The organism is Streptomyces eurocidicus, assembly GCF_002891295.1.
Lineage (GTDB): Bacteria > Actinomycetota > Actinomycetes > Streptomycetales > Streptomycetaceae > Streptomyces > Streptomyces eurocidicus.
In genome coordinates this window covers 568835-586600 of the sequence record NZ_LGUI01000004.1, presented here as the reverse complement: position 1 = coordinate 586600, position 17766 = coordinate 568835, and the positions used below count along the sequence as shown (strand labels likewise).

The 17766-nt window shown below is 72.5% G+C and carries 1 protein-coding gene (running past one end of the window); it reads left to right on the top strand.

All coding sequences use genetic code 11. The features are described 5' to 3' along the window. Window positions 1-17766, top strand: partial view of a type I polyketide synthase gene (locus AF335_RS16335; protein WP_102919264.1) — the 3' portion only. The gene continues 13038 nt to the left of window position 1, outside the view; 17766 of the gene's 30804 nt are visible here — the last part of the coding sequence; its start codon lies off the left edge, out of view; it ends in the stop codon at window positions 17764-17766.

Here is a 17766-nt window from a genome sequence, read left to right as displayed (position 1 = left end):
CTCGCCGAGCGCGAGAGTGTTCAGCTGCGCGTGCTGGTCGGTGAGTTGGATGACTCGGACCGCCGGGCCCTGGCTGTGTACTCGCGGCCGGAGGGCGCGTCGGAGGATGAGGCGTGGACGCGTCATGCGTCCGGTTTCCTGTCCGTTGCCGCCGTTGCCGGTGGCGCGGACCTCACTGAGTGGCCGCCTGCCGGTGCCGAGGTCCTTGACGTCGATGGTCTCTACGCCGGTCTGGCCGAGGCCGGGCTGGAGTACGGTCCCGTCTTCCAGGGCGTGACCGCCGCGTGGCGCGTGGGTGATGAGGTCTTCGCCGAGGTCGCGCTGCCGGACGGTACGGACGTCGCTTCGTACGGCCTGCACCCGGCGCTGTTCGACGCCGCGCTGCACTCCGTCGTCCTCGGTGGTTTCGTCGCGGACCAGGATGGTCCGCAGCTTCCGTTCGCCTGGTCGGACGTGAACCTGCACGCCAGTGGCGCTACGGCGCTCCGGGTGCGGATGCGTGGCACGGCCGGTGGTGGCGGTGTGGCGCTGGAGATGGCCGACGACGCGGGTGCGGCCGTGGCCTCGATCGGCTCCCTGGTGGTGCGTGCGGTGGGCACGGACCAGCTGCGTGCGGCCGACCGGGCGCTGCGGGACTCGCTGTTCCGGGTGGAGTGGGTGCCGGTCGCGGCACCGGCCTCGGACGTTCCGGTGGCGGTGCTGGGCCGGGACCATGAGGACCTGGCGGCCTTGGGCCTGAGTGCGGAGGTTCCGGCGCTGGTCGCCGCCGTCGTCTCTGATGCTCAGGGCGCGCTGGGTCTGGTGCAGGAGTGGTTGGCGGCCGACGAGCGGTTCGCCGACTCGCGGCTCGTCCTGGTGACCCGGGGTGCGGTGGCTCTGGTTGGCGACGCCGACCTCGACCCGGCGCAGGCCGCTGTCTGGGGCTTGGTGCGTTCGGCGCAGTCGGAGAACCCGGACCGTTTCGTCCTCCTCGACCTCGACGAGGAGCTGTCTGCCGACGCGCTCGCTCTTGTCGGTGACGAGCCGCAGGTGGCGGTGCGCGGAGGCGCGGTCTTCGCGCCGCGCCTCGCCCGCGCTTCGGTCACCACTGCCGACCAGGGCGTCTGGGATGCTGAGGGCACGGTTCTGATCACGGGTGGTACGGGTTCCCTGGGCGCCCTCGTCGCCCGCCACCTGGTGGCCGAGCATGGCGTACGCGGTCTGGTGCTGACCAGCCGTCGTGGCCTGGACGCCCCTGGGGCAGTCGAGCTCCGTGACGAACTGACCGCTCTCGGTGCCGAGGTGACCGTCGCCGCGTGCGACGTAGCCGACCGCGACGCCGTGGCGGCCCTGCTCGCCGCCCACCCTGTCACCGCCGTGGTTCACACGGCCGGTGTTCTCGATGACGGTGTGATCGGTTCGCTGTCGCAGGAGCGTCTGGACGCGGTGTTCGCTCCGAAGGCGGACGCGGCCCGTCACCTGCATGAGCTCACCGCCGGCATGGACCTGTCCGCGTTCGTCCTCTTCTCCTCCGTCGCCGCGACCCTCGGCGCCGCGGGTCAGGGCAACTACGCGGCCGCCAACGCCTACCTGGACGCCCTTGCCCAGCAGCGTGTCGCTTCCGGTCTCCCCGCCACGTCCCTCGCCTGGGGCCTGTGGGAGGGCGCCGACGGCATGGGGGGTGCGCTGGACACGGCGCACACCTCGCGCATGGACGGCAACGGCATGGTGGCCCTGACGCACGACGCCGGCCTCGCGTTGTTCGACGCCGCGGTGGTGTCGGGCGAACCCGTCCTCGTACCCGCTCCGATGGACCTGCGGGCCATGGCTCGTGGCGGCGGCGACCTGCCGTCGATGCTGCGGGGTCTGGTACGGGTGCCGGTGCGCCGTACGGTCGACGCCCGCCAGGCGGATTCCCTGCGTCGACGACTGCTCGGGCTGCCCGAGGGTGAGCGCGCGGGTGTGCTGCTGGATCTGGTTCGTACGGAGGTGGCCGGGGTTCTGGGTCACGCTTCGAACGCGGCCGTGGAGCCGGAGCGCGCGTTCACGGAGCTCGGCTTCGACTCCCTGACCGCCGTCGAGCTGCGGAACCGCCTCAACACGGCGACCGGCCACCGGCTGCCCGCGACGCTCGTCTTCGACTACCCCACTGCCGCCGCCATCGCCCACTACCTCGGTGAGACGGTCCTCGGCGCGGGCGACGACGATGTCGTGGTCACCACCACCCAGGTCGCGGCGGACGACCCGATCGCGATCGTCGGCATGGCCTGCCGCTACCCCGGCGGCGTGACCTCGCCCGAGGACCTCTGGGACCTCGTGATCAACGACCGCGACGGCGTCACCGCCTTCCCGGACAACCGCGGCTGGGACCTGGAGGACCTCTACGACCCCGAGCCGGGCCTGCCGGGCAAGAGCTACACCCGTGAGGGTGGTTTCCTGCACGAGGCGGCCGAGTTCGACCCGGCGTTCTTCGGGATCAGCCCGCGCGAGGCGCTCGCGATGGACCCCCAGCAGCGTCTGCTGCTGGAGACCACCTGGGAAGCCGTCGAGCGGGCCGGGATCGACCCGTCCGCTCTGCGCGGCAGCCGGACCGGTGTCTTCGCCGGTGTGATGTACCACGACTACGCCACCGGCCTCACGGGTGCGGAGCCCGAAGGCGTCGACGCCTTCGTCGGCACGGGTACGGCGGGCAGCGTGGCCTCGGGCCGCGTGTCGTACCTATTCGGCCTCGAAGGCCCGGCGGTGACGGTGGACACGGCGTGTTCGTCGTCGCTGGTGGCGCTGCACCTGGCCGTCCAGGCCCTGCGCGCGGGTGAGTGCGACATGGCGCTGGCCGGTGGTGTGACGGTCATGTCGACTCCGGGTGCGTTTATCGACTTCTCGCGTCAGCGGGGCTTGGCGGCGGATGGTCGTTGCAAGGCGTTCGGTGCGGGTGCGGACGGTACGGGCTGGGCCGAGGGCGTGGGCATGCTGCTCGTGGAGCGGCTGTCGGATGCGCGGCGCAACGGCCACCGGGTGCTGGGTGTGGTCCGGGGTTCGGCGATCAACCAGGACGGTGCGAGCAATGGTCTGACGGCACCAAACGGTCCGTCGCAGCAGCGGGTGATCCGCCAGGCGCTGGCCACGGCCGGTCTGTCGGCGGCGGATGTCGACGCCGTCGAGGCACATGGCACGGGCACCACGCTGGGCGACCCGATCGAGGCCCAGGCGCTGCTGGCCACCTACGGTCAGGAGCGCGCGGGCGACGAGCCGCTGTGGCTCGGTTCGCTGAAGTCCAACATCGGCCACAGCCAGGCCGCCGCAGGTGTCGGCGGTGTGATCAAGATGGTCATGGCGATGCGTCATGGGGTGCTGCCGAAGACGCTGCACGTGGATGAGCCGTCGCCGCACATTGACTGGTCCGAGGGTGCTGTCGAGCTCCTTGGTGATGCTCGTGAGTGGCCGGCGACCGGTCGTCCGCGTCGTGCGGGTGTGTCGTCGTTCGGCTTCAGCGGCACGAACGCCCACGTAGTCCTTGAGCAGGCACCGACGGTCGAGTCCGCAACGGTCTCCGGCGATGTCGTTCCGCCGGTGGTGCCGTGGGTGATCTCGGGTAAGTCGCCGGAGGCGCTGGACGCGCAGGTCGCCCGGGTTGTGGGTGCTGCTGCCGATCTGAGCCCGGTGGATGTCGGGTTCACGTTGGCGACGGCGCGGGCGCAGTTCGAGCACCGGGCTGTGGTGGTGGATGGCGAGCGGGTCGTGTCCGGCCGGGTGCTGGGCGGCAAGGTCGCTGCGCTGTTCACGGGTCAGGGTGCTCAGCGGGCCGGTATGGGGCGTGAGCTGCACGCGGCCTTCCCCGTCTTCGCGGAGGCGTTCGACGCTGCTTGTGCGGCGCTGGGTCTGGACCCGGCCGTCTTTGACGATGCGGAGGCTCTGGCTCGTACGGAGAACACGCAGCCCGCGCTGTTCGCCATCGAGGTTGCGCTATTCCGTCTCGCCGAGTCCTTCGGCGTCCGGCCCGACTTCGTGGCCGGTCACTCCATTGGTGAGATTGCCGCTGCTCACGTTGCGGGTGTGTTCTCGCTGGAGGACGCGGCGAAGCTCGTTGCCGCCCGTGCCGCGCTCATGCAGGCGCTTCCGGCCGGTGGGGCGATGGTCTCCCTGCGCGCCACCGAGGCCGAGGTGCGCGAGGCCCTCGTTGATGGCGTCGACATAGCCGCCATCAACGGCCCTTCCTCTGTGGTCATTTCCGGTGACGAGCACGCGGTGGAGCAGGTTGCCGGTCGTTTCGAGAAGGCGCGCCGTCTGAACGTCTCGCACGCGTTCCATTCGTCCTTGATGGACGGGATGCTGGCCGGTTTCCGCGAGATCGCAGAATCCCTCACCTACAGCGTTCCGGCGATCCCGGTCGTCTCCAACGTCACGGGTGAACTGGCCACGGATCTGACCTCCCCCGAGTACTGGGTCCGTCACGTCCGCGAGGCCGTCCGTTTCGCCGACGGTGTCCAGACCCTCCACGCCCAGGGTGTTCGTACCTTCCTGGAGCTGGGCCCGGACGGTGTCCTGTCGGCGATGGCGCAGGAGTGCTTTGCCGACGCCGAGGACGTGGCGTTCGTCCCGGCGCTGCGTAAGGACCGTCCGGAGCCGGCCGCCCTGGTCGCCGCTCTCGGCCGTCTGCACATCACGGGTGCCAGCGTCGACTGGTCCGCCTTCTTCTCCGGTACCGGCGCCCGCCGTGTCGACCTCCCCACCTATCCCTTCCAGCGCCAGTCCTACTGGCTCGAAGCGGCAGTGAGCGGCGGTGACGTCAGCTCTGTGGGGCAGGACCCGGTCAGCCACTCGCTGCTGGGCGCTGTCGTCGGTACGCCCGACTCGGAGGAGTTCCTCCTCACCGGCCGGGTGTCGCTCAAGAGCCACCCGTGGCTCGCCGATCACGTGGTCATGGGGACGGTTCTGCTCCCCGGCACGGCGTTCGTCGATCTCGCGATCCGCGCGGGTGACGAGGTCGGCTGCACCGCGGTCGACGAACTGACGCTGGAGGCGCCGCTGGCGCTTGCCGAGCAGGGCGGTGTCCAGCTGCGGGTCACGGTGGGTGAGCCCGACGCCGAGGGGCGTCGGAGCGTTGCCGTCCACTCGCGTCCCGAAGGCGATGACACGTGGACGCGTCACGCGTCCGGTTTCCTGTCCGCCTCCTCCGCTGCCGGTGGCGCGGACCTCACCGAGTGGCCGCCCGCCGGTGCCGAGATCGTCGATGTCGATGGTCTCTACGCCGGTCTGGCCGAGGCCGGGCTGGAGTACGGTCCCGTCTTCCAGGGCGTGACCGCCGCGTGGCGCGTGGGCGACACGGTCTACGCCGAGGTCGCGTTGCCGGACGGTACGGACGTCGCTTCGTACGGCCTGCACCCGGCGCTGTTCGACGCCGCGCTGCATGTCAACGCGCTGAACATGGGCGCGGGTTCGGGTCGGCCCGAGCTGCCGTTCGTGTGGCGTGGAGTGTCGCTGGCCGCTGCCGGGGCGTCCCGGCTGCGGGTGCGGCTGGTTCCGGGCGCGGAGGGCTTCGCGCTGGAGCTGGCGGATGCCGCCGGTGTCGCCGTGGCCTCGGTGCAGTCGCTGGTGGTGCGGCCGGTTGCCGCAGACCAGCTGGCTGGACCGGACCGGGTGCTGCGGGATTCGCTGTTCCGGGTGGAGTGGGTGCCGGTCGCGGCGTCGCCCTCGGAGGCTCCGGTGGCGGTGCTGGGCCGGGACTACGAGGATCTGGCGGCGTTGGGCCGGAGCGTGGAGGTTCCGGCGCTGGTCGCCGCTGTGGCTTCCGACGTTCGTGGTGCGCTGGGTCTGGTGCAGGAGTGGCTGGCGGGGGAGCGGTTCGCCGACTCGCGGCTCGTCCTGGTGACCCGGGGTGCGGTGGCTCTGGTCGGCGACGCCGACCTCGACCCGGTGCAGGCCGCCGTCTGGGGCTTGGTGCGTTCGGCGCAGTCGGAGAACCCGGACCGTTTCGTTCTCCTGGACCTCGACGAGGAGCTGTCTGCCGGCGCTCTCGCTCTTGTCGGTGACGAGCCGCAGGTGGCGGTGCGCGGAGGTGCGGTCTTCGCCCCGCGTCTGGCGCGGGCGGCTGTCGCTGCCGAAGCGCGGCCCACGTGGGACGTCGAGGGCAAGGTTCTGATCACGGGCGGTACGGGTGCGCTCGGTGCGCTCGTGGCCCGTCACCTGGTGGCTGAGTACGGTGTGCGCGGTCTGGTGCTGACCAGCCGTCGTGGCCTGGACGCCCCGGGGGCAGTCGAGCTGCGGGATGAGCTTGTGGCCCTTGGCGCGGAGGTGGCCGTCGCTGCCTGCGACGTAGCCGACCGTGACGCCGTGGCGGCCCTGCTCGCCGCCCACCCTGTCACCGCCGTGGTTCACACGGCCGGTGTTCTCGATGACGGTGTGATCGGTTCGCTGACGCCGTCCCGCCTGGACGCGGTCTTCGGCCCGAAGGCGGATGCGGCTCGTCACCTGCACGAGCTGACCGCCGGCATGGACCTGTCCGCGTTCGTGCTGTTCTCCTCGGCTGCCGGTGTGTTCGGCAACGCCGGTCAGGGCAACTACGCGGCCGCCAACGCCTACCTCGACGCTCTCGCTCAGCAGCGTGTCGCCGCCGGTCTCCCCGCCACATCCCTCGCCTGGGGCCTGTGGGAGGACACGGACGGCATGGGCGCCGAGCTGGACACCGTCCATACGTCCCGTATGGCGCAGGAAGGCGTCATCGCCCTCACCCCCGCCCAGGGGCTCGCTCTCTTCGACGCCTCGGTGGCGTCGGGCGAACCCGTGCTCGTACCCGCCCCGCTCGATCTGCGGGCCATGGCCCGTGGTGGCGGTGACGTGCCGTCGCTGCTGCGCGGGCTCGTACGCGGCCGGGTGCGTCGTACCGCTGACGCCCGGCAGGCGGATTCCCTGCGTCGTCGGCTCCTCGGGCTGCCCGAGGGCGAGCGTGCGGGTGTGCTGCTCGACCTGGTCCGTACGGAGGTGGCCGGGGTCCTCGGTCACGCTTCGAACGCGGCCGTGGAGCCGGACCGGGCGTTCACCGAGCTCGGGTTCGACTCCCTGACCGCCGTTGAGCTGCGGAACCGCCTCAACACGGCGAGCGGCCTGCGGCTGCCCGTGACTCTCGTCTTCGACTACCCGACGGCCGCCGCGATCAAGGACCACCTTCTGGAGGAGCTGGCCGGCGGCGCGGCACAGGATGTTCGGCCCGCGCTGGTACGGGCGTCCGCCAGCGACGACCCGATCGCGATCGTCGGCATGGCCTGCCGCTACCCCGGCGGCGTGACGTCGCCCGAGGACCTGTGGAACCTCGTCCGCGACGGCCGCGACGGCGTGTCCGGTTTCCCGGTCGACCGCGGCTGGGACCTCGACTCCCTGTACGACCCGACGGGCGAGCGCCCGGGGACTTCGTACACGCTGGAGGGTGGTTTCCTGCACGAGGCGGCCGAGTTCGACCCGGGGTTCTTCGGAATCTCGCCGCGTGAGGCCCTCGCGATGGACCCGCAGCAGCGTCTGCTGCTGGAGACCACCTGGGAGGCCGTCGAGCGGGCGGGCATCGACCCGTCCGCCCTGCGCGGCAGCCGGACCGGTGTCTTCGCCGGTGCGATGTACCACGACTACGCGCAGGGTGTCGGCTCCGAGGGGTCGGTGAAGGAGGTCGACGGCTTCCTGGGTACGGGTACCTCCGGCAGTGTCGTGTCGGGCCGCCTGTCCTACGTGTTCGGGCTGGAAGGTCCGGCGGTCACTGTCGACACTGCGTGCTCGTCGTCGCTGGTCGCCCTGCACATGGCCGTCCAGGCCCTGCGCGCGGGTGAGTGCGACATGGCGCTGGCCGGTGGTGTGACGGTCATGTCGTCGCCGGGTGCGTTCGTGGAGTTCTCGCGTCAGCGGGGCTTGGCGGCGGATGGTCGTTGCAAGGCGTTCGGTGCGGGTGCGGACGGTACGGGTTGGGCCGAGGGTGTGGGCATGCTGCTCGTGGAGCGGCTGTCGGATGCCCGTCGTAAGGGCCACCGGGTGCTGGGTGTGGTGCGTGGTTCGGCGATCAACCAGGATGGTGCGAGCAATGGTCTGACCGCTCCGAACGGTCCGTCGCAGCAGCGGGTGATCCGGCAGGCGCTGGCGTCGGCTGGTCTGTCGGCGGCGGATGTCGACGCTGTTGAGGCACATGGCACGGGCACCACGCTGGGTGACCCGATCGAGGCGCAGGCGCTGCTGGCCACGTACGGTCAGGAGCGCGCGGGTGACGAGCCGTTGTGGCTCGGCTCGCTGAAGTCGAACATCGGCCACAGCCAGGCCGCCGCAGGTGTCGGCGGGATCATCAAGATGCTCATGGCGATGCGCCATGGGGTGCTCCCGAAGACGCTGCACGCCGATACGCCCACGGATCAGGTGGAGTGGACCGAAGGTGCGGTCGAACTCCTCACCGAGGCCCGGGAATGGGCGGCGGCCGAGGGCCGCCCGCGTCGCGCGGGCATCTCCTCCTTCGGCTTCAGCGGTACGAACGCCCACGTGATCATCGAGCAGGCGCCGGAGATTGCGGCCCCTGTGACCGCTGGTGATGTCGTTCTGCCGGTGGTGCCGTGGGTGGTCTCCGGTAAGTCGCCGGAGGCGTTGGAGGCGCAGGTCGCACGGGTGCGGGAGGCGGGTGCCGACCTCAATCCGGTCGACGTCGCTTTCACGCTGGCGACGGCGCGGGCGCAGTTCGACCACCGGGCTGTCGTGGTGGACGATCACACGCTCTTCGGCCGGGTGCTGGGCGGCAAGGTCGCCGCACTGTTCACGGGTCAGGGTGCTCAGCGGGCCGGTATGGGCCGTGAGCTGCACGCTGCCTTCCCCGTCTTCGCGGAGGCGTTCGACGCCGCGTGCGCCGCGCTGGGTCTGGACCCGGCTGTTCTCGACGATGCGGAGCTGCTGGCTCGTACGGAGAACACGCAGCCCGCCCTCTTCGCCGTCGAGGTCGCGCTGTTCCGTCTCGCCGAGTCCTTCGGCGTCCGGCCCGACTTTGTCGCGGGTCACTCCATTGGTGAGATTGCGGCTGCTCACGTTGCGGGTGTGTTCTCGCTGGAGGATGCGGGCAAGCTGGTCGCGGCCCGTGCCGCGTTGATGCAGGCCCTGCCTGCCGGTGGGGCGATGGTCTCCCTGCGTGCCACTGAGGATGAGGTGCGCGAGGTCCTCGTCGAGGGTGTCGACATTGCGGCGATCAACGGCCCGTCGTCCGTGGTGATCTCGGGTGACGAGCACGCGGTGGCGCAGGTCGCCGGTCGTTTCGAGAAGGCCCGTCGCCTGAACGTCTCGCACGCGTTCCACTCGTCCTTGATGGACGGGATGCTGGCCGGTTTCCGCGAGATCGCTGAATCCCTCACCTACAGTGTTCCGGCGATCCCGGTCGTCTCCAACGTCACGGGCGCTCTGGCCACGGATCTGACGTCCCCCGAGTACTGGGTGCGTCACGTCCGCGAGGCCGTTCGTTTCGCCGACGGCATCCAGGCCCTCCATTCCGAAGGCGTCCGTACCTTCCTGGAGCTGGGCCCCGACGGCGTTCTCTCCGCGATGGCCCAGGAGTGCCTGGCCGACGCCGAGGACGTCGCGTTCGTCCCAGCGCTGCGTAAGGACCGTCCGGAGCCGGCCGCCCTGGTCACCGCCCTCGGCCGTCTCCACATCACCGGCGCCCGCGTCGACTGGCCCGCCTTCTTCACCGGCACCGGCGCCCGCCGTGTCGACCTCCCCACCTACCCCTTCCAGCGCCAGTCCTACTGGCTCGAAGCCGCTACGACCAGCAGCGACGTGGCCTCCGTCGGGCAGGGTTCGGCCGATCACCCCATCCTGGGTGCCGTGGTCGCGCTGCCCGAGGGCTACCTGCTCACCGGCAGGCTGTCGCTCCGTACCCACCCGTGGCTGGCCGATCACGTCGTCGCCGGGAGCGTCCTGCTGCCGGGTACAGCCTTCGTCGAGCTCGCGGTCCGCGCGGGCGACGAGGTCGGCTGCGCCACCGTCGACGAGCTCACCCTTGAAGCGCCGCTCGTGCTCACCGAGCGCGGGAGCGTTCAGCTGCGCGTGCTGGTCGGTGAGTTGGACGACTCGGACCGCCGGGCCCTGGCCGTGTACTCGCGGCCGGAAGACGCGCCTGAGGACGAGGCGTGGACGCGTCACGCGTCCGGTTTCCTGTCCGCCTCCTCCGCTGCCGGTGGCGCGGACCTCACCGAGTGGCCGCCCGCCGGTGCCGAGGTCCTTGACGTCGATGGTCTCTACGCCGGTCTGGCCGAGGCCGGGCTGGAGTACGGTCCCGTCTTCCAGGGCATGACCGCCGCCTGGCGCGCGGGCGACACGGTCTACGCCGAGGTCGCACTGCCCGAGGACACCCCTGGCACCGACACCTTCGGCGCGCACCCCGCCCTGCTCGACGCCGCGCTCCACGCCATCGCGCTGGGCGACCTCGCGGCCGGCGCGGGCGCGGACGCCGCAGGCCCGCGGCTTCCCTTCGCCTGGTCGGGAGTGACCCTGCACGCCGGTGGCGCCACGGCGCTGCGCGTCGCGCTGCGGGCGACGCCCGACGGCAGCGGTGTGACGCTGGAGCTGGCGGACCCGAGCGGTACGGCGGTGGCGACGGTGGAGTCGCTCGTCGTCCGGCCGGTCGCCGCCGACCAGTTGCGCCAGGCGGGCGACCCGGGCATGCGGGACGCGCTGTTCCGTCTGGAGTGGGTGCCGGTCGCGACCCGCACCGACGCCGCATCCGCATCCGTGACCGCATCCATGACCGTCCTCGGTGTGGACCACGCGGATCTCGCGGCGCTGCACACGGCCGTGGAGGCGGGCGCGCCCGTACCCGGCCTGGTCGCCGCACGGGACCTCGACGCCCATGGCGCGCTGGCTCTGGTGCAGGAGTGGCTGGCGGCCGATGAGCGGTTCGCCGACACCCGTCTCGCCCTGGTGACCCGGGGCGCGGTGGCTGTGGCCGGTGACGCGGACGTCGATCCCGTACAGGCCGCCGTGTGGGGTCTGGTGCGTTCGGCGCAGTCGGAGAACCCGGACCGTTTCGTCCTCCTCGACCTCGACGGGGAGCTCTCCCCGGAGGTCCTCGCTCTCATCGGTGACGAGCCGCAGGCAGCGGTCTGTGGCGGAGAGGTCTTCGCGCCGCGCCTCGCCCGAGCCTCGGTCACCACTACCGACCAGGGCGTCTGGGACGCCGAGGGCACGGTCCTGATCACAGGCGGTACAGGCTCCCTGGGTGCCCTCGTCGCCCGTCACCTGGTGGCCGAGCACGGCGTACGCGGCCTGGTGCTGACCAGCCGCCGCGGTCTGGATGCCCCCGGTGCGGCCGAGCTCCGTGACGAACTGACCGCCCTCGGTGCCGAGGTGACCGTCGCCGCGTGCGACGTAGCCGACCGCGACGCCGTGGCGGCCCTGCTTGCCGCCCACCCCGTCACCGCTGTCGTCCACACCGCCGGCGTCCTCGACGACGGCGTGATCGGCTCGCTGACCTCGTCCCGCCTGGACGCGGTGTTCGCTCCGAAGGCGGACGCGGCTCGTCACCTGCACGAGCTCACCGCCGGTATGGAGCTGTCCGCGTTCGTTCTGTTCTCCTCGGCTGCCGGTGTGTTCGGCAACGCGGGTCAGGGTAACTACGCGGCCGCCAACGCCTACCTGGACGCTCTCGCCCAGCAGCGTGTCGCCGCCGGTCTCCCCGCCACGTCCCTCGCCTGGGGCCTGTGGGAGGACACGGACGGCATGGGCGCCGAGCTGGAATCCGCCCACACCTCCCGTATGGGTAACAGTGGTGTGCTCGCGATCGCGCCCCGGCAGGGTCTGGAACTCCTCGACGCCGCCATGGTGTCCGGCGAGGCCCTGCTGATACCCGCGCCGCTCGACCTGCGAGCCATGGCCCGTGGTGGCGGTGACGTGCCGCCGCTGCTGCGCGGGCTCGTACGCGGCCCGGTGCGCCGTACCGCCGACGCCCGTCGGACGGACTCGCTCAGCAGGCGTCTCCTCGCCCTGCCGGAGCACGAGCGCGCGGGTGCGCTGCTCGACCTGGTCCGTACGGAGGTGGCCGCCGTCCTCGGTCACGCTTCGAACGCGGCCGTGGAGCCGGACCGGGCGTTCACCGAGCTCGGCTTCGACTCCCTGACCGCCGTCGAACTCCGCAACCGCCTCAACACGGCGACGGGCCAGCGGCTCCCCGCGACGCTCGTCTTCGACTACCCCACCGCCGCCGCCCTCTCCGGCCACCTCGGTGAGGCGCTGCTCGGCGGGCGGCAGGAGACGGCCGCCGTCACCGCGGTGGTCACCGCCGACGAGCCGATCGCGATCGTCGGCATGGCCTGCCGCTACCCGGGTGGCGTGAGCTCGCCCGAGGACCTGTGGAACCTCGTCCGCGACGGCCGCGACGGCATCACCGCCTTCCCGGACAACCGCGGCTGGGACGTGGAGAACCTCTACGACCCGACGGGTGAGCGCCCGGGGACCTCGTACACGCGTCAGGGCGGCTTCCTTCACCAGGCCGCCGAGTTCGACCCGGCGTTCTTCGGGATCAGCCCGCGCGAGGCCCTCGCGATGGACCCGCAGCAGCGTCTGCTCCTCGAAGCGACCTGGGAGGCCGTCGAGCGGGCGGGCATCGACCCGTCCGCCCTGCGCGGCAGCCGGACCGGTGTCTTCGCCGGTGCGATGTACCACGATTACGCGTCCGGCGTCGGTGCCGCGGCTCCCGAGGGCGTCGACGGATTCCTCGGTACGGGTACCTCCGGCAGTGTCGTGTCGGGCCGTCTCTCCTACGTGTTCGGGTTCGAGGGTCCGGCGGTCACCGTCGACACGGCGTGCTCGTCGTCGCTGGTCGCCCTGCACATGGCCGTCCAGGCCCTGCGCGGCGGTGAGTGCGACATGGCGCTCGCCGGTGGTGTGACCGTCATGTCGACTCCGGGCGCGTTCATGGAGTTCTCGCGCCAGCGGGGGCTCTCGGCGGACGGGCGCTGCAAGGCGTTCGGCGCCGGCGCCGACGGCACCGGCTGGGCGGAGGGCGTCGGCATGCTGCTCGTCGAGCGGCTCTCCGACGCCCGCCGCAAGGGCCACCGCGTCCTCGCGGTCGTGCGCGGCACGGCGATCAACCAGGACGGCGCCAGCAACGGTCTGACGGCGCCCAACGGTCCGTCCCAGCAGCGGGTGATCCGCCAGGCCCTCGCCGTGGCCGGCCTTTCCCCGGCCGACGTCGACGCCGTCGAGGCGCATGGCACGGGTACGACGCTGGGTGACCCGATCGAGGCCCAGGCGCTCCTCGCCACCTACGGCCAGGAGCGCGCGGGCGACGAGCCGCTGTGGCTCGGCTCGCTGAAGTCCAACATCGGCCACAGCCAGGCCGCCGCGGGTGTCGGCGGGATCATCAAGATGGTCATGGCGATGCGTAACGGCGTGCTGCCGAAGACGCTGCACGCGGACGAGCCGTCGCCGCACATCGACTGGGCGGACGGGGCCGTCGAGCTCCTCACCGAGGCCCGCGACTGGCCGGAGGTGGGTCGTCCGCGTCGTGCGGGCATCTCCTCCTTCGGCTTCAGCGGCACGAACGCCCACGTGATCGTGGAGCAGGCGCCGGAGGCGGAGACTGGGGCCGGGGACGTCCTCGGGCTCCCGGCGGTGCCGTGGGTGCTCTCGGGCAAGTCGCCGGAGGCCCTCGACGCGCAGCTCGACCGGGTCCGTAAGGCCGGGGCCGGCCTCGACCCCGTGGACGTCGCCTTCACCCTCGCGACGGCCCGCGCGCAGTTCGACCACCGCGCCCTCGTGGTGGACGGCGGGGCCCAGGCGCTCACCGGCCGGGTGCTCGGCGGCGCCACCGCCGCGCTGTTCACCGGCCAGGGCGCGCAGCGGGTCGGCATGGGACACGAGCTGTACGCCGCGTTCCCGGTGTTCGCGGCGTCGTTCGACGCCGCCTGCGAGGCGCTCGGCCTGGACCGGACGATCCTCGACGACGCCGCGCTGCTGGGCCGTACGGAGAACACGCAGCCCGCGCTGTTCGCCATCGAGGTCGCGCTGTTCCGCCTCGTCGAGTCCTTCGGCGTCCGGCCGGACTTCGTCGCCGGACACTCCGTCGGCGAGCTGGCGGCGGCGCACGTCGCCGGGGTGTTCTCGCTGGCGGACGCGGGCAAGCTGGTCGCGGCCCGTGCCGCGCTTATGCAGGCCCTGCCCGAGGGCGGTGCGATGGTGGCGGTCCGCGCCACCGAGGCCGAGGTGCGGGCGGTGCTGCTCGACGGCGTCGACGTCGCCGCGGTCAACGGCCCGTCCTCGGTCGTCATCTCCGGTGACGAGGACGCGACGCTGGCGGTGGCCGCGCTGTTCGCGACCACCAAGCGCCTCAACATCTCGCACGCCGCCCACTCCCACCGGATGGACGGCATGCTGGAGGGCCTCCGGGCCGTCGTCGAGGGCATGACGCTGCACGCCCCGGTGATCCCGGTCATCTCCAATGTGACGGGCCGGGTCGCCGAGGCCGGGGAGCTCTGCTCCGCCGACTACTGGGTGCGTCACGTCCGTGAGGCGGTCCGTTTCGCCGACGGCGTCCAGACCCTCCACGACCAGGGTGTTCGTACCTTCCTGGAGCTGGGCCCGGACGGTGTCCTGTCGGCGATGGCGCAGGAGTGCCTGCCGGAGACCGACGACATGGCGTTCGTCCCGGCGCTGCGCAAGGACCGCCCCGAGCCGACATCTCTCGTCACCGCTCTCGGCCGTCTCCACATCACCGGCACCCGCGTCGACTGGTCCGCCTTCTTCTCCGGTACCGGCGCCCGCCTCGCCGACCTGCCCACGTACCCCTTCCAGCACGAGTCCTTCTGGCTGGAGGCCATCGTGGCCGGCGGTGACGCCGCCGCCATCGGCCAGGGCTCGACCGGGCACCCGCTGCTGGGTGCGGTCGTCGCCCTGCCGGACTCCGAGAGCTTCCTGCTCACGGGCCGGGTGTCGCTGCAGAGCCACCCGTGGCTCGCGGACCACGCCGTCATGGGTACGGTCCTGCTCCCCGGTACCGCGTTCGTCGATCTGGCGATCCGCGCCGGTGACGAGGCCGGTTGCGCGACCGTGGACGAGCTCACCCTCGAAGCGCCGCTGGTCCTGCACGGGAACGGTGGTGTCCAGCTGCGGGTGACCGTGGGCGAACCGGACGACACCGGCCGCCGCTCCGTCGTGATCCACTCGCGCCGGGAGAGCGCCGGACCGGACCAGGAGTGGACGCGTCACGCCGTCGGAACCCTCTCGGAGGAGGCCCCTGAGGAGCCCGTCACCACGGCCTCCACCTGGCCGCCGCTGGCGGCCGAGGAGGTCGACGTGACCGCGCTCTACGGTGAGCTCGGTCTGGCCGGGCTGGAGTACGGCCCGGTGTTCCAGGGCGTACGGGCCGCCTGGCGCGGCGAGTCCGAGGTGTTCGCGGAGATCGAGCTGGCGGAGGAGACGCGGGCGCAGGCCGGTTCGTTCGGGCTGCACCCGGCGCTGCTGGACTCCGCGCTGCATGTGATCGGCCTCGGCGGATTCACCGGTTCTGGTTCTGATTCCGGCTCCGGCTCCGGTTCCGGTTCCGGCGAGGAGCAGGGTGGCGGCACCGCCGCGCTCCCCTTCGCCTGGTCCGGTGTCACGGTCCGCACGCCCGGCGCCTCGGTGCTCCGGGTACGGGTGGCACCGGCCGGGTCCGGAGCGGTCGGCCTGTGGCTGACCGACGAGGACGGCGCGCCGGTCGCCTCGGTCGAGTCGCTCGCCGTACGCCCCGTCTCGCCCGAGCAGCTCGCGGCGGCCGACGGCGGCGAGGAGGGACAGAACTCGCTGTTCCGGGTGGAGTGGACCCCCCGCCCGGCCGACGGGGCCTCCACGGCGGAGACCACCACCTGGGCGATCCTCGGCGAGGACGCCTTCAAGCTGGGCCCGGCCCTCGGTTCGCGGGCCGCCGGTCACGCGGATCTGCCGTCCCTGACCGCCGGCTCCGTCCCCGGCACCGTCGTGACGTGCGTCGACACCGCCGGTACGCGCGCCGGCTCCGGGGTCTCCCCGGCCGCCGCCGCCCGGGAGGCCGTGCACGGCGCCCTGGAGCTCGTACGGGCATGGCTCGCCGACGACCGCCTCGCCGACTCCCGCCTGGTGCTGGTGACGCGCGGCGCGATGGCCGGCCCCGGCGGCGACGCCGTCGGCGACCTCGCCGGTGCGGCCGTGTGGGGCCTGGTGCGGTCCGCGCAGTCGGAGAACCCGGACCGGTTCACGCTGGTGGACCTGGACGAGCACGACACGACGCGCCAGGCGTTCGCCGGCACCGTCGGCGCCGGAGACGAGGACCAGCTGGTCATCCGGCGGGGCGAGGCGTTCGTACCGCGCCTCGCCCGCGCCGGCGCCGCTCCGGACCCGGCCGGGGAGTGGAACCCCGACGGGACCGTCCTGGTCACCGGCGGCACCGGCACGCTCGGTGCGCTGCTGGCCCGCCACCTCGTCACCGAACGCGGCGTGCGCCACCTGGTGCTGACCGGCCGCCGGGGCCTCACCGCCCCCGGCGCGGCCGCACTGCGCGACGAGCTCACCGGGCTCGGCGCGCACGTCACGGTCGCGGCGTGCGACGCCGCCGACCGCGAGGCGCTCACCGCGCTGCTCGCGTCCGTACCGGCCGCACACCCGCTGACCGCCGTCGTGCACGCCGCGGGCGTACTGGACGACGGTGTGGTGGCGGCCATGACCGCCGAACAGGTCGACCGGGTGCTGCGCCCGAAGGCCGACGCCGCCTGGAACCTGCACGAGGCGACCAAGGACCTCGGTCTCTCCGCCTTCGTGCTGTTCTCCTCGGCGGCCGGCGTCTTCGGCAACCCCGGCCAGGCCAACTACGCGTCCGCCAACGCCTTCCTCGACGCGCTCGCCCAGTGGCGGCGCACCGCGGGCCTGCCGGCGACGTCGCTGGCGTGGGGCCTGTGGGAGGAGACCAGCGACATGACGGGCGGCCTCGGTGGCGGGGACGTCTCCCGCCTCTCCCGGGGCGGCGTCGAGGCGATGGGCTCCGACGAGGGACTCGCCCTGTTCGACACGGCCGTGGCCCGCGACGAGGCGGTGCTCGTACCGATCCGCGTCGACCTCGCGGCCCTGCGTGAACTCGCCCGCGACGGCGGCCTGCCGCCGGTCCTGCGCGGCCTGGTCCGGACGCCGGCCCGGCGCGGTTCCCGCTCCGGCGCGGGCGGCGGCTCGGCGGCGGCGCGGGCCTTCCGCGAGCGGGTGCAGGCCGCGCCCGAGGCGGAGCGGACGGCGCTGCTGCTGGAGCTGGTCACCGGCCAGGTGGCGGCGGTGCTCGGCCACGCCTCGGCGGACGCCGTGGACGCGGAGCGGGCGTTCCGCGAGACCGGCTTCGACTCGCTGACCGCGCTCGAACTCCGCAACCGGCTCAACGCGGCCACCGGCCTCCGGCTCCCGGCCACCCTGGTGTTCGACCACCCGACCCCGGCCGCCATCGTCGAGTACCTGGGCTCCGAGCTCAGCGGCGCGGGCAGCCAGGAGGCCGCCGTCCAGTCGGTGATCGCCGAGATCGACAGGCTGGAGGCCGCCCTGACGGCCGTCGCCGCACGGGCCGAGGAGGCCGCGGGAACCGCCGGTGCCGCCGGTGCCGTCGGTGAGGACAGTGGCGCCACGGCACGCGAGCGCATCGCGATCCGGCTGGGCGACGTCCTGGCCCGCCTCACCGCGGCCCCCGGCGGCGGTACGGACACGGCGGCCGAGACCGAACAGGAAACGATGAGGGACAAGATCGATTCAGCGAGCGACGACGAGATCTTCGACCTCCTCGACGGATTCGGCCTCTGA